This window comes from Methylopila turkensis (genome assembly GCF_027922325.1).
Taxonomy (GTDB): Bacteria; Pseudomonadota; Alphaproteobacteria; order Rhizobiales; family Methylopilaceae; genus Methylopila; species Methylopila turkensis.
Genome location: NZ_BSFL01000004.1, coordinates 87,566 through 104,612 on the forward strand (window position 1 = coordinate 87,566; position 17,047 = coordinate 104,612).

The 17,047-nt window shown below is 70.4% G+C and carries 15 protein-coding genes; 8 read left to right on the forward strand and 7 right to left on the reverse strand.

Features of this window, described 5'->3' with window-relative positions; translation table 11 throughout:
- Positions 1 to 71: 71 nt before the first annotated feature.
- The 6 genes from lnt to PKE78_RS16845 all read right to left on the reverse strand — a co-directional run bounded on the left by lnt (position 72) and on the right by PKE78_RS16845 (position 6,323).
- The gene (gene lnt, locus PKE78_RS16820) at positions 72 to 1,664 is read right to left on the reverse strand and encodes an apolipoprotein N-acyltransferase (RefSeq protein WP_271202084.1); all 1,593 of its coding nucleotides are present in this window, start codon (positions 1,662 to 1,664) and stop codon (positions 72 to 74) included.
- A 33-nt stretch (positions 1,665 to 1,697) separates the two neighbouring features.
- Entirely contained in the window at positions 1,698 to 2,684 is a 987-nt protein-coding gene (locus tag PKE78_RS16825; protein ID WP_271202085.1) for a hemolysin family protein, read from the reverse strand.
- Between the two features lie 2 nt (positions 2,685 to 2,686).
- Positions 2,687 to 3,214: an rRNA maturation RNase YbeY gene (ybeY, locus tag PKE78_RS16830; RefSeq protein WP_271202086.1), complete on the reverse strand. Its 528-nt coding sequence runs from the start codon at positions 3,212 to 3,214 to the stop codon at positions 2,687 to 2,689.
- 71 nt (positions 3,215 to 3,285) lie between these two features.
- Entirely contained in the window at positions 3,286 to 4,353 is a 1,068-nt protein-coding gene (locus PKE78_RS16835; protein WP_428981289.1) for a PhoH family protein, read from the reverse strand.
- Positions 4,350 to 5,741, reverse strand: a complete 1,392-nt coding sequence (gene miaB / locus PKE78_RS16840) for a tRNA (N6-isopentenyl adenosine(37)-C2)-methylthiotransferase MiaB (protein WP_271202087.1) — start codon at positions 5,739 to 5,741, stop codon at positions 4,350 to 4,352. Before miaB ends, PKE78_RS16835 begins: the two co-directional genes overlap by 4 nt.
- Before the next feature lie 174 nt (positions 5,742 to 5,915).
- Positions 5,916 to 6,323 (reverse strand): diacylglycerol kinase, encoded by a 408-nt coding sequence (locus PKE78_RS16845; RefSeq protein WP_271202088.1) that lies wholly within the window; start codon positions 6,321 to 6,323, stop codon positions 5,916 to 5,918.
- A gap of 216 nt (positions 6,324 to 6,539) precedes the next feature.
- On the opposite strand from PKE78_RS16845, the gene rimP reads away from it, so the two are divergent.
- From rimP to pnp, 8 genes are all read left to right on the forward strand, one after another.
- The gene (rimP, locus tag PKE78_RS16850) at positions 6,540 to 7,271 is read left to right on the forward strand and encodes a ribosome maturation factor RimP (RefSeq protein ID WP_271202089.1); all 732 of its coding nucleotides are present in this window, start codon (positions 6,540 to 6,542) and stop codon (positions 7,269 to 7,271) included.
- Positions 7,272 to 7,276: 5 nt separating this feature from the next.
- Positions 7,277 to 8,890, forward strand: a complete 1,614-nt coding sequence (nusA, locus tag PKE78_RS16855) for a transcription termination factor NusA (protein WP_271202090.1) — start codon at positions 7,277 to 7,279, stop codon at positions 8,888 to 8,890.
- A gap of 11 nt (positions 8,891 to 8,901) precedes the next feature.
- Positions 8,902 to 9,588 (forward strand): RNA-binding protein, encoded by a 687-nt coding sequence (locus tag PKE78_RS16860; protein ID WP_271202091.1) that lies wholly within the window; start codon positions 8,902 to 8,904, stop codon positions 9,586 to 9,588.
- The gene (gene infB / locus PKE78_RS16865) at positions 9,585 to 12,269 is read left to right on the forward strand and encodes a translation initiation factor IF-2 (RefSeq protein WP_271202092.1); all 2,685 of its coding nucleotides are present in this window, start codon (positions 9,585 to 9,587) and stop codon (positions 12,267 to 12,269) included. The genes PKE78_RS16860 and infB overlap by 4 nt, the downstream gene beginning before the upstream one ends.
- A gap of 136 nt (positions 12,270 to 12,405) precedes the next feature.
- Complete coding sequence (gene rbfA / locus PKE78_RS16870; RefSeq protein ID WP_271202093.1) at positions 12,406 to 12,825, forward strand: 30S ribosome-binding factor RbfA; 420 nt, start codon at positions 12,406 to 12,408, stop codon at positions 12,823 to 12,825.
- Positions 12,822 to 13,748, forward strand: a complete 927-nt coding sequence (truB, locus tag PKE78_RS16875; RefSeq protein WP_271202094.1) for a tRNA pseudouridine(55) synthase TruB — start codon at positions 12,822 to 12,824, stop codon at positions 13,746 to 13,748. The genes rbfA and truB overlap by 4 nt, the downstream gene beginning before the upstream one ends.
- 44 nt (positions 13,749 to 13,792) lie before the next feature.
- Entirely contained in the window at positions 13,793 to 14,062 is a 270-nt protein-coding gene (rpsO, locus tag PKE78_RS16880) for a 30S ribosomal protein S15 (protein WP_271202095.1), read from the forward strand.
- A 440-nt stretch (positions 14,063 to 14,502) separates the two neighbouring features.
- Entirely contained in the window at positions 14,503 to 16,728 is a 2,226-nt protein-coding gene (pnp, locus tag PKE78_RS16885) for a polyribonucleotide nucleotidyltransferase (RefSeq protein WP_271202096.1), read from the forward strand.
- 82 nt (positions 16,729 to 16,810) lie between these two features.
- Here the strand turns inward: pnp and PKE78_RS16890 are convergent, their stop codons facing one another.
- Positions 16,811 to 17,023, reverse strand: coding sequence for a hypothetical protein (locus PKE78_RS16890; RefSeq protein WP_271202097.1), 213 nt, complete (start codon positions 17,021 to 17,023; stop codon positions 16,811 to 16,813).
- Positions 17,024 to 17,047: the final 24 nt, after the last annotated feature.

Below are 17,047 nucleotides of genomic sequence, written 5' to 3' on the forward strand. Positions count from 1 at the left end.
AACGTCCACGAGCGTTCGGCTTCTCGACGCCAGCTGGCGTTGCGGAAATTGGCCACTTCGCGTTTCTAATGTCAAACGCGGCGTCGCGCCCGTATCGCAAACAGCATGAAAAGTACGGGAAAGATGAGAAACAACAAACCTGAGGTAGAGTAGTAGGCGGTTGAACCTATCGGAAGGGGCAGCTGCGCGTCGACCACGCCGCGTTCGCCCAGCGGAAGCGAAGAAATTGTACGTCCATACGCGTCGACCACCATCGAGATACCGCCATTTGCGGAACGGACGAGCGGAAGACCTTGCTCCACGGCGCGGACGCGGGCCTGGGCGGCATGCTGGTAGGGGCCGGGCGTGCGGCCGAACCACGCGTCGTTGGTGACGTTCAGCAAAAAGTCGGGACGCTCGCCCGCAACGATCTCCCATGGAAAGATCGCCTCGTAGCAGATCAGCGGCCGGAAGCGCGGCCCCTGGGGCAGGGCGATCAGGTTCGCCCGCGTTCCGTACGCGAAGCCGCCCTGCAGCCGGGTGAGCTGCTCCAGTCCGATCGCCTCGAGCAGGCTCTGGAACGGCAGGTACTCTCCGAACGGAACGAGGTGGAGCTTGTCGTAGGTGTCCGCGATGGCGCCGTCGTCGCCGACGAGATGTACGGCGTTCCAGAACGTGGCGCCCGAGCCGTCGGCGTCGCGCTCGCCGCGGACCGCGCCGGTGACGAGCGTCGCTCCGGGTTCGAGGCTCTGCGCGATCCGCGCCAGCGCCTCCGGCGTGCGGGACAGCAGGAACGGAAAGGCGGATTCAGGCCAGACCAGCAGGTTGGCGTCGGCGAAGCCGCGCCGGTCGGGGCCGCGCGCCTCGTCGGACAGCGCGACATAGGCGTCCATGATGGTGTCGCGCGCCGCGTCCTGGGATTTCATGTCCTGGGGGATCTCGGGCTGGATCGCGCGCACCGACACGCGCGTGTCGAAGCCGGTCTCGGCGAGGGCCAGGCGGACGCCGCCGAAGACGGCGAGCGCGGCGAGCGCCGCCGCTGCGATCGCGACGCCGCGCTTCGCCGGCCGGGCGTCGGCGAGCGCCGCGGGCGCGGCGAAGATCGCCAGCGCGATGAAGGTCAGCCCCTCGACGCCAACGACGGACGCGAACTGGCCGAGCCAGGCCTGGTCCGCGAGCGCGTAGCCGAAGGCGTTCCAGGGAAAGCCGGTCAGGACGTGGCCGCGCGCGGTCTCGGCGAGGCCGACCGCGAACGCGAAGGCCAGCACGCGGGCGGGGCCTCCGCTCCAGAGCGCCCGCGCGAGCGCGAAGCCGAGCGCGTGGAACAGCGCGAGCCCGGCCGGCAGGCCTGCGACCGCGAAGGGCAGGAGCCAGCCGAACACGTCGGCGTCGACGAGGAAGGCGGAGCCGATCCACCAGAGGCCGGCGAGGAAGTAGCCGAAGCCGAAGCACCAGCCCGCGCCGGCGGCCGAGAGCAGCGCCCGGCCCTTCGTCGCGCCGGCGGCGCCGTCGACCAGCCAGACCGCGACGGGAAAGGTCAGCGCGAGGACCGGCCAGAGCGAAAAGGGCGGCATCGCCAGCGCCGAGGCCGCGCCGGCCGCGAACGCGATCAGGGCCCGGCGCCAGCCGGAAGTCAGCATGATCGATCCGGCGGCCGCCGCGAGGGTCTCGATGCGTCGCGTCATGGCGGGGTTCCGGTGGGCGCCGGGGCCGCGGCGTCAGGCCGCGTCGGCGGCGCCTCCCGGCGTATCCGATTCGGCGTCCTCGCGCTTGGGCGCCGGCGGGGCGATCCGCACCGACACCACCCGCCGCGGGTCGGCCTCGAGAACCTCCAGCCTTCGGCCGCCAGGGCCCTGCACCACGTCGCCCTGCGCCGGCACACGGCCCGCGAGGGTGACGATCAGTCCGCCTATGGTGTCGACGTCATCGGAATAGGCGGAGACGTCGAAATCCGTCCCGACCGCCTCGACCACGTCCTCGAGCGAGGCGCGGGCGTCGGCGACGAAGCCGCCGGCGCCGTCGGGGGCGATGCGGGCCTCCTCGGCGTCGTCGTGCTCGTCCTCGATGTCGCCGACGATGGTCTCGACCAGATCCTCGATCGAGACCAGCCCGTCGACCCCGCCATATTCGTCGACCACCAGCGCGAGGTGGATGTGCAGCGACTGCATGCGCGTCAGCAGGTCGGACACGGCCATGGAAGGCGGCGCGTAAATCACGGGGCGCACGAGGTCGAGGTCGGCGATCCGCGCCTTGAAGGCGACGCCGCCCGCGTCCAAGCCGCCGTCGGCGGCGGCCCGGGCGATCAGCGCCAGCGCGTCCTTGACGTGCACCATGCCCGCTGGCTCGTCGAGCGAGCCGCGGTGGACCGGGAGCCGGGAATGGCCGGCCTCCTGGAAGGTGGCCAGCAGCTCCGCGAAGCTCATGTCCTCGGAAACGGCGTCGATGTCGGTGCGGGGCACCATGACGTCGTCGACCCGCGTGTCCTTGAGCGCGAGCACGTTGCGCAGCAAAACGCGCTCCAGCGCGCTGATCGACAGGTCGGCCTCGTCGCCGGTCTCGAGCGCCTCCGCGAACTCCTCTCTCAGCGTGGGCGCGGCGCCCAGCCCGACGAAGGAGCGCAATCGCTCGATCCAGTTGTCCTGACGGGCCTCGGCGTCGTGCCCGTGATGGGCGCGGTCGCGGGGCGATGAAGCGGGGGCGTTCATGGTCATGGCCGTTGGAGAAGCGGTTCGGGCGCCAAGGCGAGGTCGGCGTAGGGGTCGGCGACGCCGAGTCGGGCGAGGGCGCGCGTCTCCAGCGCCTCCATCTCCTCGGCCTCTTCGTCTTCGATGTGGTCGTAGCCGAACAGGTGCAGCACGCCGTGGACGACCAGATGCGAGACGTGGTCGGCGAGCGGCTTGCCCTCGTCGCGCGCCTCCGCGGCGACAGTCTCGAACGCGAGCACCACGTCGCCCAGCATGGGCGCGTCGGCCATTTCGTCCGGCTCGAAGGCCGGGAAGGTCAGGACGTTGGTGGGCTTGTCCTTCTCGCGCCATTCGGCGTTGAGCGCCCGCACCCGCGCGTCGTCGGCGAGCGTCACGGCGAGTTCGGCGTCGGCGCGGGCTTCGAGCCCGGCCTCGTCGAAGGCGGCCGCCACCGCGCGGGCGACGGTCGCCTCGGCGTCGGGCAGGGCGGCCCAGAGTTCGCTGTCGCGCACGGTTTCGAGCGCGACGGGGGGAGATCGGTCGGCGCTCACGTCCGCGGCTCCCCCACGCGCTTCGCGCGAGGGCGCGTCGAGCGCCTAGTTCGGTCCGGGTTCATCTCGCGTCAAACCTCCGGCGTGTTGTGCGCGCCCTCGTAGGCGCGGACGATCCGGGCGACCAGCTCGTGGCGGACGACGTCGGCGGCGCTGAAGCGGGTCACGCCGATGCCCTCCACGTTCTCGAGCAGCCCCACCGCCTCCGCGAGGCCGGAGACCTGGCCGGGCGGAAGATCGATCTGGGTCGGATCGCCGGTGATGATCATGCGGCTGTTCTCGCCGAGGCGCGTGAGGAACATCTTCATCTGCATCGACGAGGTGTTCTGCGCCTCGTCGAGCAGCACGACGGCGTTCGTCAGCGTGCGGCCGCGCATGAAGGCGAGCGGCGCGATCTCGATCACGCCGGACGTCATGCCGCGTTCGACCTTCTCGGCCGGCATCACGTCGTAGAGCGCGTCGTAGAGCGGGCGCAGATAGGGGTCGACCTTGTCCTTCATGTCGCCGGGCAGGAAGCCGAGACGCTCGCCGGCCTCGACCGCGGGACGGGACAGGATGATGCGGTCGGCCTCGCCGCGCTCGATCAGCGCGGCGGCCCAGGCGACCGCGATGTAGGTCTTGCCGGTGCCGGCGGGGCCGGTGGCGAACACCAGCTCGTGCTTGCCGAGCGAGCGGATGTACGCGTCCTGCGCCGCGGTGCGGGCGACGATGGTCTTCTTGCGCGTGCCGACCTGGGCGAAGCCGGGGCGGGGGCCCGCGGGGCCGTCGGTCGGGAACAGCTGGCCCTGGCTCGCCGCCATGCGGATGGCGCCGTCCACGTCGCCGAGCGCGACCGCCTCGCCGCGCCTGACCCGGTCGTAGAGGCCTTCGAGCACCTTGCGGGCCTGGGCGCAGGCCTCCGCCGGGCCGCGCAGCGCGACGTGGTTGCCGCGCACTGTGGCCTCGACGCCGAGCCGCCGCTCAAGAAAGGCGAGGTTCTGGTCGTGGCTGCCGAACAGGCTGGAGGCGTGGCGGTTGTCGTCGAAGGCGATGGTCACGTCGGCCGGCGCCGCGTCCTGGCGGAGCGCGCCGGGCTTGCGGGGGGCGGAGGTCACGTTCTTCAGCGGGTCGAACCCGCGCACCGTCGTTTCCGCGCTCAAGCGGTCGCCTCCGGAGTCATGGACATGTCATCCGGCCGTTCCGCGGCGGTCCGCAGAGCGGCGAACAGGCTGTTGGCGCCGACGTCGGTGACGACCGCGCTCACCACGTCCCCGATCGCCGCGCCCGGCGCGACGATCTGGACCGGCTGGAGGTAAGGCGAGCGGCCGGCGAGCTGGCCGGGATGGCGGCCGGGCCGGTCGAGCAGCACGTCGATCCGGCGGCCGACCAGCGAGCGGGCGAACGCCGCCTGCTGCGCGGCGATCAGCGCCTGCAGCCGCCGCAGCCGCTCGTCCTTGACCGGCTCGGGGACCTGGCCGTCCATGTCGGCCGCGGGAGTTCCGGGGCGCGGGCTGTACTTGAAGGTGAAGGCGCTGGCGTAGCCGGCCTCGCGGGCGATCGCGAGCGTCGCCTCGAAATCGGCGTCGGTCTCGCCGGGGAAGCCGACGATGAAATCGCCGGACAGCGCGAGGTCCAACCGGGCGGCGCGGATGCGCCCGATCAGCCGAAGGTACTCGTCCGCCGTGTGCTTGCGGTTCATGGCCGCGAGCACCCGGTCGGAGCCGGACTGCACCGGCAGGTGCAGGTAGGGCATCAGCTTCGCCAGATCGCGGTGGGCGGCGATGAGCTCGTCGTCCATGTCGCGCGGGTGGCTGGTGGTGTAGCGCAGCCGGGCGAGGCCCTCGATCTCGGCGAGCTCGTACATCAGCCGGGCGAGCGACCAGGACCGCCCGTCCGGCCCCTCGCCGTGATAGGCGTCGACGTTCTGGCCGAGCAGCGTCACCTCGCGCACGCCGGCCGCGACCAGCCGCTCGGTCTCGGCGACGATCTGCGAGACGGGGCGCGAGCTTTCCGCGCCGCGGGTGTAGGGCACAACGCAGAAGGTGCAGAACTTGTCACAGCCTTCCTGCACGGTGACGAAGGCGGTGACGCCGCGGCCGCGGATCGCCTTGGGGGCGGGGGCGGCCAGACGGTCGAACTTGTCCTCGACCGCGAATTCGGTGTCGACGGGCCGGCGGCCCTCGGCGGCTTCGCGCAGCAGCTCGGGCAGGCGGTGGTAGCTCTGGGGCCCGACCACGAGGTCGACCACGGGCGCGCGCTTCAGGATCTCGGCGCCTTCGGCCTGCGCGACGCAGCCGGCGACCGCGACCTTCGGGCTGCGGCCGGTCTCCTGCTTCATCTTCCGGATGCGGCCGAGCTCCGAATAGACCTTTTCGGCCGCCTTCTCGCGGATGTGGCAGGTGTTCAGGATGATGAGATCGGCGTCCTCGGCCGATCCCGCCGCGACATAGCCCTGCGGCGCAAGGGCGTCGGCCATGCGCTCGGCGTCGTAGACGTTCATCTGACAGCCGTAGGACTTCACGAACAGTTTGGGCGGGCTGGCTGTCATTCGGACGTGTCGGTCACGTGGCTTTCGGTCGCTCCTCGCGCGAAGCTTCTGCTCAATCCTTACCGCGAAACGGCCCGCGAGAGAATAGCGTCGGCGCGCAAGACGCGCGTGCGCCAATGGTCGGGGCTCGAAGGCCCGGCGAAAGTCGGGCGGGCTCGCCGGCGATCGCCGCCGCTAGAGAACCGCGCCGCCGGCCAGCAGCCAGGCCGGATCGAACCAGCGGTCGGCCGGCCCGTCATAGGGCAGGCGGTTGATGTCCCAGTGCCGGATGTACGGCGCGTAGGCGCCCCAGGCGACCGGCCCGCCGCCGACATAGACCACCCGGTCGGGGAAGCGCGCCAGCACGTCGCGCGGGTCCATCGTGCGGTCGGTGACGAACAGCGTGCGGTCGCCGCGCGCGAACTCCGGTATGGCCTCGATGGTCTTGGCGCCCGCGACGAGCACATGGCCGCGGGTGATGTCGAAGAAGCGGGCGACGTCCTCGACGAAGGGCGCGCGGGGGTCGCCCTCCCACGGCAGCACGCCGTTGAGGCCCATCTGGCCGCGAAGGCCGATGGCGCAGATTGAGCGGACGTCGGGCATAAGGGGAACCTCGGGGCTGGCGGCGACGCGACCGGGTCTAGCGCGGCGGCGTCCGGCGGGTCAAAGATCGGCCCGGCGCGGCCGCGACCTTGCGGTTCCGCGGCGAGGCGCGTATATCCCTCACATCCAATGACATCGTCGACTGGCTCGATGAGCCCTTCGAGGTGGGTCCCTACGGGGGCCCGCTCCACGCCCGCTTAAAGTTTTCAGGTATCAATGGCCGACGGCATCGCGACCGAGATCGACAGCCCCCTCGACGAACCCCGCCTCGTGACCGAGGCGGGCGTCGACGCGCGCGTGGCGGCGATCGTCGGGCCGACGCTGATCGATCTCGGCTTCCGCATCGTGCGGGTGAAATCGTCCGGACGCGACGGCTACACGCTGCAGATCATGGCCGAGCGGCCGGACGGCACCTTCACCGTCGGCGACTGCGAGGTCGCGTCGAAGGCGATCGCGCCGGTGCTCGACGTCGAGGACCCGATCGACCGCGCCTACCATCTCGAACTGTCGTCGCCGGGCATCGACCGGCCGCTGGTCAGGGTGTCGGACTTCGCGCGCTGGGCGGGCCATCTCGCCAAGGTCGAGATGGAGGTTCCGGTCGAGGGCCGCAAGCGTTTCAAGGGCGTGCTCGAGGGCGTCGAGGGGACGGACGCGATTCTGCGCCGCGACGACGCCGGCAAGGACGAGCCGGCCCAGGCCCGGCTGCCGATCGCCGATATCGGCGAGGCGCGGCTGATACTCACCGACGAGCTGATCCGCGAGGCGCTGCGCCGGGCCAAGGCCGCCGGCCGCGCGCCCGAGGACGCCGACGAAGGCATCGAACAGACCGACGACGGCGCGCCGTCGCCGGACCAGGACGTCGCGGCGACCGGCGGGAAGCCGGCCCGGCGCTGGGGTGGAACCACGAAGGGGAGCGGCCCGAAGGCCGCCTCGAAGGGACGGAGGTGACGTCAATGGCGGTCAGCGCCAACCGGCTCGAGCTTCTGCAGATCGCGGAAGCCGTCGCCCGCGAGAAGGTGATCGACAAGGGCATCGTGCTCGAGGCGATGGAGGACGCGATCCAGAAGGCCGCGCGCTCGCGCTATGGCCAGGAGACGGAGATTCGCGCCGAGATCAACCCGAAGTCGGGCGACATCCGGCTGTCGCGCCTGATGCTCGTGGTCGACCAGGTCGAGAACGACAACATCGAGATCGCCGTCGAGGACGCCCGCAAGCGCAACCCGGCCGCGCAGCCCGGCGACTACATCGCCGACACGCTGCCGCCGTTCGATTTCGGCCGCATCGCCGCGCAGTCCGCCAAGCAGGTGATCGTGCAGAAAGTGCGCGACGCCGAACGCGACCGCCAGTACCAGGAGTACAAGGACCGCATCGGCGACATCGTCAACGGTCTGGTGAAGCGCGTCGAATACGGCAACGTGATCGTCGACCTCGGCCGCGGCGAGGCGATCGTGCGCCGCGACGAGCTGCTGCCGCGCGAGCTGTTCCGTCCCGGCGACCGGGTCCGCGCCTATGTCTACGACGTCCGCCGCGAGCCGCGCGGGCCGCAGATCTTCCTGTCGCGCACCCATCCGCAGTTCATGGCGAAGCTGTTCGCCCAGGAAGTGCCGGAGATCTACGACGGCGTCATCGAGGTGAAGGCGGTCGCCCGCGATCCGGGCTCGCGCGCCAAGATCGCCGTGATCTCGCGCGACAGCTCGATCGATCCGGTCGGCGCCTGCGTCGGCATGCGCGGCTCGCGCGTGCAGGCCGTGGTGCAGGAGCTCCAGGGCGAGAAGATCGACATCATCCCCTGGTCGTTCGACAACGCCACCTTCATCGTCAACGCGTTGCAGCCGGCCGAGGTCGTCAAGGTCGTGCTCGACGAGGACACCAACAAGATCGAGGTGGTCGTCCCCGACGACCAGCTCTCGCTCGCGATCGGCCGTCGCGGCCAGAACGTCCGCCTGGCTTCGCAGCTCACCGGCTGGGACATCGACATCCTGACCGAGGCCGAGGAGAGCGAGCGGCGTCAGAAGGAGTTCCTGAGCCGCACCCAGGACTTCATGAACGCGCTCGACGTCGACGAGACGCTCGGCCAGCTTCTGGCGGCGGAAGGCTTCACCTCGGTCGAGGAGATCGCCTATGTGGAGCTCTCGGAGCTGTCCACGATCGAGGGTTTCGACGAGGACACCGCGACCGAGATTCAGCGCCGCGCGCAGGACTACCTCGCCCGCATCGAGGCGGAGCACGACGCCAAGCGCGTCGAGCTCGGCGTCGACGACGCGCTGAGGGAAGTTCCGGGCGTCACCACCGCGATGCTGGTGGCCTTCGGCGAGAACGACATCAAGACGGTCGAGGATCTCGCGGGCTGCGCGACCGACGACCTGATCGGCTGGATCGACCGCTCGGGCCCGGAGCCGCGCCGCGAGGCCGGCGCGCTCGACGGCTTCGAGGTGTCGCGCGACGAGGCCGAGTCGATGATCATGCAGGCCCGCGTGAAGGCCGGCTGGATCGACGAGGCCGACCTCGCGCAGCCTGAGGCCGCCGCGGAAGACGAGGACGCCGCGTCGGAACCCGCGCGGGTCTGACGGCGTCGTCGGTGGCGGAGCGCGACGACGATCGCAAGGCGCCGGAGCGCACCTGCGTCGCGACGCGCCGGGCGCTGCCGGCCGACGACCTCATCCGCTTCGTCCGCGCGCCGGACGGGGCGGTGACGCCGGACCTGAAGCGCGAGCTTCCGGGCCGCGGCGTCTGGGTCACGGCGACCGCGGAGGCGATGCGCCTCGCGGTGAAACGCAAGGCGATCGCGCGCGGCTTCAAGGAGCCCGCGACGGTCGATCCCGCTCTTCCCGAGCGGGTGGACGAGCTGATGGAGCGCCATGCGCTCGCGATGCTCGGCTTCGCCCAGAAGGCGGGCCGGGTGATCTGCGGGTTCGCGAAGGTCGAGGCGGCGCTCCGCGACGAGCCCGTCATCGCCCTGGTCGAGGCCGAGGACGGGGGCGCCGACGGCGTCCGCAAGCTGGGCCAGGCCCTCGCGCGCCACGGAAAGGCGTCCGAGGTCAGGGTCGTAAGAACGTTCCGCTCCGCCCAATTGGACTTGGCGTTGGGGCGGTCGAATGTGGTACATGCAGCGCTGCTCGCAGGCCCGGTCAGCGCCGCCTTTCTCGCACGATGCGACGCGCTCGTGCGCTACAGAGGCGTGAACGGCGAAGGGCCCGACCCCGCGGACGCCGCGGGGCCGACGAGACGAGGCGCGGGCGAGCCCGCAGGAACGGACAGGGCATGACGGATACGAAGAATACCGGTGACAAGACGCTGACCGCCTCGCCGAAGACGCTGAGCCTGAAGCGTCCGGCGGAGTCCGGCGTCGTGCGCCAGAGCTTCAGCCATGGGCGCACCAACGCCGTGGTGGTCGAGAAGGTTAAGCGTCGGGTGGTCGGGCCCGGCGAGGCGAAGCCCGCGCCCGCCGCGAGCGCCCAGCCCGCGGCTCCCCGTCCGACGCCGCCCGCGGCTCCGGCCGCGCCCCAGCGCCCGGCCCCGCCCGCCCGCCCGAACGTCGGCGCCCGTCCCGGCTCCGGCATGGTGCTGCGCACGCTGACCTCCGACGAGATGGGAGCCCGCGCCCAGGCGCTCGCCGGCGCCCGCGTCCGCGAGGCCGAAGACCGCAAGAAGGCCGAGGAAGAGACCCGCGCCCGCATCATCCGGGAAGCGAACGAGGAGCGTGAGCGCCTCGCGGCCGAAGCCCGCAAGCGCGAGGAAGACGCCCGCCGCCAGCAGGAGGACGAGGTCAGGCGCCGCGCCGAGGCCGAGGCGTCGAAGCGTCTCGGCGAGGAGGCGGCCGCATCGGCCTCCGCGTCCTCCGCGCCGTCGTCGTCCGCTCCGAGCGTCTCCGCGCCGTCGTCCGCGCCGCGCCGTCCGAGCGCGCCGTCGTCGGCCGCGCCCGGCATGCGTCGCCCGACCAGCGCTCCGGAATCCGAGGAGCCCGCGCGCGCCGCGCCGCGCCGCCTCGGCGCCGCGCCGTCCCGTCCCGTCGTTCCGGCGAAGCCCGAACGCACCAAGACCGCTCCGACCAAGGAGCGCGGCCGCCTCACCATCGCGACCGCCACCGGCGCGTCCGGCGAGGACCGCACCCGCTCCGTCGCCTCCTACCGTCGCCGCGTCCAGCGCATGTCGGGCAAGGGGCATCAGGAGCCCAAGGAGAAGCTGGCCCGCGAAGTGGTTATTCCCGAGACGATCACCGTTCAGGAACTCGCGAACCGCATGTCGGAGCGCGCGGTCGACGTGGTGCGCCTGCTGATGAAGCAGGGCGTCATGAAGAAGATCAACGAGCTGATCGACGCCGACACCGCGCAGCTCATCGCCGAGGAGCTCGGCCACACCGTCAAGCGGGTCGCCGAGTCCGACGTCGAGGAGGGCCTGTTTGACGTGGCCGACGTGGAGGGCGAGGCCGTTCCGCGTCCGCCGGTGGTCACCATCATGGGCCATGTCGACCACGGCAAGACGTCGCTGCTCGACGCCATCCGCCACACGGCGGTGGTGAAGGGCGAAGCCGGCGGCATCACCCAGCACATCGGCGCCTATCAGGTGACCTCGCCGCTCGGCGGCAAGATCACCTTCATCGACACGCCGGGCCACGCCGCGTTCACCGCGATGCGCCAGCGCGGCGCGCGCGCGACCGACATCGTGGTGCTGGTGGTGGCCGCCGACGACGGCGTCATGCCGCAGACGGCGGAGGCCATCAACCACGCCCGCGCCGCCGGCGTCCCGATCATCGTGGCGATCAACAAGATCGACAAGCCGGACGCCAAGCCGGACAAGGTGCGCAGCGAGCTGCTTCAATACGAGATCCAGGTCGAGTCGCTCGGCGGCGAGACGCTGGAGGTCGAGGTTTCGGCCAAGGAGAAGCTCAATCTCGACAAGCTGCTCGAGATCATCCAGCTGCAGTCCGAAATCCTCGATCTCAAGGCCAATCCGGACCGTCCGGCCGAGGGCATCGTGATCGAGGCCAAGCTCGACCGCGGCCGCGGTCCGGTCGCCACCGTGCTGGTCCAGCGCGGCACTCTGAAGCAGAGCGACATCGTCGTCGCCGGCTCAGAATGGGGCCGCGTGCGCGCGCTGATCGACGACCAGGGCGACACGGTTCCCGAGGCGGGGCCGTCCACGCCGGTCGAGATCCTCGGCTTCAACGGCGCGCCGGAGGCGGGCGACCGTCTCGCGGTGGTCGAGAACGAGGCCCGCGCCCGCGAGATCGCCGACTACCGCACGCGCCAGAAGCGCGAGCAGGCGGCGGCGCGCGCCACGGTGCGCGTCTCCGGTCTCGAGGAGATGATGTCGCAGATCAAGACGGCGGGCCGCAAGGAGCTGCCGCTCGTGATCAAGGGCGACGTGCAGGGCTCGGTCGAGGCGATCGTGCAGGCGCTCGAGAAGGTCGGCAACGACGAGGTCGGCGTGCGCGTACTGCTCTCCGGCGCCGGCGGCGTGACCGAGAGCGACGTGATCCTTGCGGCGGCCTCCAAGGCGGCGGTGCTCGGCTTCAATGTCCGCGCGTTGAAGGACGCGCGCGACGCCGCCGACCGCACCGGCACCGAAATCCGCTACTACAACATCATCTACGATCTGGTGGACGACATTAAATCCACCATGTCCGGGATGCTGTCGCCGGAGCGGCGCGAGGACTTCCTCGGCAACGCCGAAATCCGCGAGATCTTCGCGGTGTCCAAGGTCGGCAAGATCGCCGGCTGCCTCGTCACCGAGGGCGTGGTGCAGAAGGGCGCGAGCGTTCGCCTCATCCGCGACAACGTCGTCATCCACGAGGGCAAGCTCGCGACGCTCAAGCGCTTCAAGGACGACGTCCAGGAAGTGCGCGCCGGCACCGAATGCGGCATGTCGTTCGAGAACTACCAGGACATGCGCGCCGGCGACGTCATCGAGTGCTACCGCGTCACGGAAGTGCAGCGCACGCTCTAAGCGCGTCCGACGTTCGAACCGTTCGCGACCCGCGGCTCACGCCGCGGGTCGTTCGTTTATCCGCTCACGGCCGGTCCGATCCCGGCCCTGACGGCGGCCCCGCGGGGCCGCCGCAACGGCGTAGAAGGAATAAGAAATGTCCCGTTCTTCCCAGGGCTCCAAGGCCCCGTCGCAACGCATGCTCCGCGTGGGCGAGCTCGTGCGCCATGCGCTGGCCGACGTGCTCCAGCGCGGCGAGGTGATGGACCCCGTGCTGGAGAAGCACGTCATCACGGTGCCCGAGGTCCGCATGACGCCGGACCTCAAGCTCGCCACCGCCTATGTCATGCCGCTCGGCGGCAAGGACGTGGCCAAGGTGCTGAAGGCGCTCGAGGCCAACCGCAAGCAGATCCGCATGCTGGTGGTGCAGCGCCTCGCGCTGAAGTCGGCGCCGGACATCCGCTTCCGCGAGGACGAGAGCTTCGCCGAAGGCGCCCGGATCGACGCGCTGCTGCGCTCGCCGGAGGTTTCTCGCGACCTCGACGCGGACGGCGGGTCCGAGGGCGACGACCGATGAGCCGCCGCAAGAAGGGTCTCGACATCTCGGGCTGGCTTGTCCTCGACAAGCCGGTGGGGGTCGCCTCCACCCAGGCGGTCTCCAAATGCCGCTGGATCTTCCAGGCGAAGAAGGCGGGCCACGCCGGCACGCTCGATCCGCTCGCCTCCGGCATCCTGCCGATCGCCTTCGGCGAGGCCACCAAGACGGTGCCCTTCGTCATGGACGGGCGGAAGATCTACCGCTTCGAGGTGACCTGGGGGATCGAGACCGACACCGACGACACCGAGGGCGAGGCGGTGGCGACCTCCGACGCGCGGCCGTCGCGCGAGGCGATCCTCGCGCTGCTGCCATCGTTCCGGGGCGCGATCGAGCAGGTTCCGCCCCAGTTCTCTGCGATCAAGATCGACGGCCAGCGCGCCTACGACCTCGCCCGCGATGGCGAGGAGGTGGAGCTCGCGGCGCGCACGATCGAGGTGCACCGGCTCGACCTTCTCGAAGCGGAGACCGACCGCGCGGTGTTCGAGGCCGAGACCGGCAAGGGCGCCTATGTGCGCGCGCTCGCCCGCGACATGGGACGGGCGCTCGGCACGCGGGGCCACGTGACGGCGCTGCGGCGGACCGCCGTCGGCGGCTTCACCGAAGAAGACGCGATTTCGCTGGACGAACTGGAGCGTTTGCGACAGGGTGCCGGCGGCGAGCGGGAGCTCGCGGAATGCCTCCTTCCGGTTGAGACGGCGCTGGACGACATCCCGGCGCTCGCCGTCAGTCAGGCGGAGGCGGCACGGCTGCTCAACGGGCAGCCCGTGCTGCTGCGCGGACGGGATGCCCCGACCTATCAGGGCTCTGTCTCCGTGACGGCCGGCGGCGCGTTGATCGCGCTCGCCGAGATCGAACGCGGCGAACTCCATCCCCGACGCATTTTCCACCTCGACCGGGCGTGACGTCCGGCCGGGATCCGACAGTTGATCGAACCAGAGAGACCCCGATGTCGATCACCGCTGAACGCAAGAAAGAAATCGTGGCGCAGTACGCCACCAAGCCCGGCGACACCGGCTCGCCGGAAGTGCAGGTCGCCGTGCTCACCGAGCGCATCGCCAACCTGACCGGCCACTTCAAGAGCCACGCCAAGGACAACCACTCCCGCCGCGGCCTTCTGAAGATGGTGAGCTCGCGCCGCTCGCTGCTGGACTACGTGAAGTCCAAGGACGTCGCGCGCTACCAGAACCTGATCGAGCGTCTCGGCATCCGCCGCTGACGCTTCGCTTCGATGATCGCGCAGAACCGCGGCTGTCATGCCCGGCCCTTTCGGCCGGGTATCCACGACTTGAGCGTGGAATGCCGGAGGCGAAGTCGTGGATGCCCGCGAAGGCGGGCATGACGGCGCTGTAGGCGCAGAGGCCGCGGTCCGATCCGCGGCTTGATCGTAAGACAAGGCCGTTGGCGCAATGGGGCGCCGGCGCCATGCAAGCAAAGGGATCCGGGAGGCCATCGGGCCCCGGACGCCATGGGGCAGGATCGCAGGGCGCTTCTGCGACGTCCGACGTTTCGGACGCCGCACCGCCGGAAAGGTCGACGCGACGTCCGACGTTCGGACCGCGCCGGCCTGGAGGCTTGGGAGCAAGCGCCGCGCCGTCTTGCCCGTGGCTTTCAGACTGCCCGACGGCTGTCCCGGTCCTATGACCGTTAGGACAGAGAATGTTTGAGATTCATCGCGAGAAGATCGAATGGGCCGGCCGCACGCTGACGCTTGAGACGGGCCATGTCGCCCGCCAGGCCGACGGCGCCGTGCTCGTCACCTATGGCGAGACCACCGTGCTCGCCACCGCCGTCTCGGCCAAGGCGCCGAAGGCCGGCGTCGACTTCTTCCCGCTGACGGTGAACTACACCGAGAAGTACTACGCCGCGGGCCGCATCCCCGGCGGCTACTTCAAGCGCGAGCGCGGCCCGACCGAGAAGGACACGCTCACCTCCCGCCTGATTGACCGTCCGATCCGCCCGCTGTTCGCGGATGGCTACAAGAACGAGACCCAGGTCGTCGTCACGGTCCTGTCCTACGACCTCGAGAACGACGCCGACATCGTCGGCATGATCGGCGCCTCCGCCGCGCTGACGCTCTCGGGCGTGCCGTTCATGGGCCCGATCGGCGGCGCCCGCGTCGGCTACATCGACGGCGAATACGTGCTGAACCCGGTCGCCGACCGCATGGAGGGCTCGGCCCTCGACCTCGTGGTCGCCGGCACCCAGGACGCCGTGCTGATGGTCGAGTCGGAAGCCAAGGAGCTGTCCGAAGAGGTCATGCTCGGCGCCGTGATGTTCGGCCACAAGGGCTTCCAGCCCGTGATCGAGGCCATCATTCGCCTGGCCGAGAAGGCCGCTAAGGAGCCGCGCGACCATCAGGTCGAGGACGTCTCCGAGCTCGAGAACAAGCTGCGCGCGCTGGTCGAGGGCGACCTCCGCGAAGCCTACAAGATCAAGAAGAAGCAGGACCGTCAGGACGCCGTCAGCGCCGCGAAGAAGAAGGCGCTGGCCGCCTTCTCCGGCGAGGGCGCCGAGAACCCGGTCGATCCGCTGAAGCTCGGCGCGGTGTTCAAGGAGCTCGAGGCCAAGATCGTCCGCTGGGGCATCCTGGACGACAAGATCCGCATCGACGGCCGCGACCTGACCACCGTCCGCCCGATCCTGGCGGAAGTGGGCGTGCTGCCGCGCACCCACGGCTCGGCCATCTTCACCCGCGGCGAGACGCAGGCCCTCGTGGTCGCGACGCTCGGCACCGGCGAGGACGAGCAGTTCATCGACTCGCTCGGCGGCACCTACAAGGAGCGCTTCCTGCTCCACTACAACTTCCCGCCCTATTCGGTGGGCGAGACCGGCCGCATGGGCGCGCCCGGACGTCGTGAAGTCGGCCACGGCAAGCTCGCCTGGCGGGCGATCCACCCGATGCTGCCGAAGGCGGACGAGTTCCCCTACACGCTGCGCATCGTGTCCGAGATCACCGAGTCCAACGGCTCGTCGTCGATGGCCTCGGTCTGCGGCGCCTCGCTCTCGGCCATGGACGCCGGCGTGCCGCTGAAGCGTCCGGTGGCGGGCATCGCCATGGGCCTGATCCTAGAGGACGAGAAGTTCGCGGTGCTCTCCGACATCCTCGGCGACGAGGACCATCTCGGCGACATGGACTTCAAGGTGGCCGGCACCGAGCAGGGCGTCACCGCGCTGCAGATGGACATCAAGATCGCCGGCATCACCGAGGAGATCATGAAGGTCGCCCTCGCCCAGGCGAAGGACGGCCGTCTCGGCATCCTCGGCGAGATGTCCAAGGCGATCGCGGCCGGCCGCACCGAGCTCGGCGAGTACGCGCCGCGCATCGAGGTCATCAAGATCCCGACCGACAAGATCCGCGAAGTGATCGGCACCGGCGGCAAGGTCATCCGCGAGATCGTGGAGAAGACCGGCGCCAAGGTGAACATCGAGGACGACGGCACCGTGAAGGTGGCCTCCAGCGACGGCAAGGCGATCACCGCCGCGCTGAACTGGATCAAGTCGATCGCTTCCGATCCGGAAGTCGGCGTGGTCTATGACGGCACGGTCGTGAAGGTGGTCGAGTTCGGCGCCTTCGTGAACTTCTTCGGCGCCAAGGACGGCCTGGTCCACGTGTCGCAGATCAGCCGCGACCGCGTCGCCAAGGTCTCCGACGTCCTCAAGGAGGGCGACAAGGTCAAGGTGAAGCTCATGGGCTTCGACGACCGCGGCAAGACCCGCCTCTCCATGAAGGTCGTCGACCAGACCACCGGCGAAGACCTCGAGGGCAAGACGTCCGAGGGCGGCGAGGCGGCTCCGGCCGACGCCTCCGAGGGCGGCGAGGAGCGTTCCGGCGGCGGTCGCCGCGGCGGCGGACGTCGCCGTCGCGAGGAAGCGGCCGAGTGAGGCTCGCGCTCCCGCGGGACTGAAAATGCGAAAGGCGGCCTCCGGGCCGCCTTTTTTTTGGGTCCGCGGGGCGCGACGGCGGTCAATCCCCGCCGCCTCCACCGTCGCCGCCGCAATCACCGCCGCCATCGCCGTCCCTAGAACGATGCGCGTAATCGCCGCCGGCATAGCCGCCGTCCGCCCCACGATCCGGCTTGCCGCGCCGACGCTTTCGAAGAACGCGCCGCGCGACGAGACCCGCGAGAACCACCAGAACCAGCCCCTGCAGGGCCGTGACCGCCATCGACGCGCTCATGCCTGCCGTCCCCCCTTCGAGCCA

What these genes read in the sequence shown, in the direction of transcription:
- lnt (WP_271202084.1), bottom strand. Translation starts at nt 1,664, where the DNA reads ATGACGCGACGCATCGAGACCCTCGCGGCGGCCGCCGGATCGATCATG.
- PKE78_RS16825 (WP_271202085.1), bottom strand. Translation starts at nt 2,684, where the DNA reads ATGAACGCCCCCGCTTCATCGCCCCGCGACCGCGCCCATCACGGGCAC.
- miaB (WP_271202087.1), bottom strand. Translation starts at nt 5,741, where the DNA reads ATGACAGCCAGCCCGCCCAAACTGTTCGTGAAGTCCTACGGCTGTCAG.
- PKE78_RS16845 (WP_271202088.1), bottom strand. Translation starts at nt 6,323, where the DNA reads ATGCCCGACGTCCGCTCAATCTGCGCCATCGGCCTTCGCGGCCAGATG.
- rimP (WP_271202089.1), top strand. Translation starts at nt 6,540, where the DNA reads ATGGCCGACGGCATCGCGACCGAGATCGACAGCCCCCTCGACGAACCC.
- nusA (WP_271202090.1), top strand. Translation starts at nt 7,277, where the DNA reads ATGGCGGTCAGCGCCAACCGGCTCGAGCTTCTGCAGATCGCGGAAGCC.
- infB (WP_271202092.1), top strand. Translation starts at nt 9,585, where the DNA reads ATGACGGATACGAAGAATACCGGTGACAAGACGCTGACCGCCTCGCCG.
- rbfA (WP_271202093.1), top strand. Translation starts at nt 12,406, where the DNA reads ATGTCCCGTTCTTCCCAGGGCTCCAAGGCCCCGTCGCAACGCATGCTC.
- truB (WP_271202094.1), top strand. Translation starts at nt 12,822, where the DNA reads ATGAGCCGCCGCAAGAAGGGTCTCGACATCTCGGGCTGGCTTGTCCTC.
- rpsO (WP_271202095.1), top strand. Translation starts at nt 13,793, where the DNA reads ATGTCGATCACCGCTGAACGCAAGAAAGAAATCGTGGCGCAGTACGCC.
- pnp (WP_271202096.1), top strand. Translation starts at nt 14,503, where the DNA reads ATGTTTGAGATTCATCGCGAGAAGATCGAATGGGCCGGCCGCACGCTG.
- PKE78_RS16890 (WP_271202097.1), bottom strand. Translation starts at nt 17,023, where the DNA reads ATGAGCGCGTCGATGGCGGTCACGGCCCTGCAGGGGCTGGTTCTGGTG.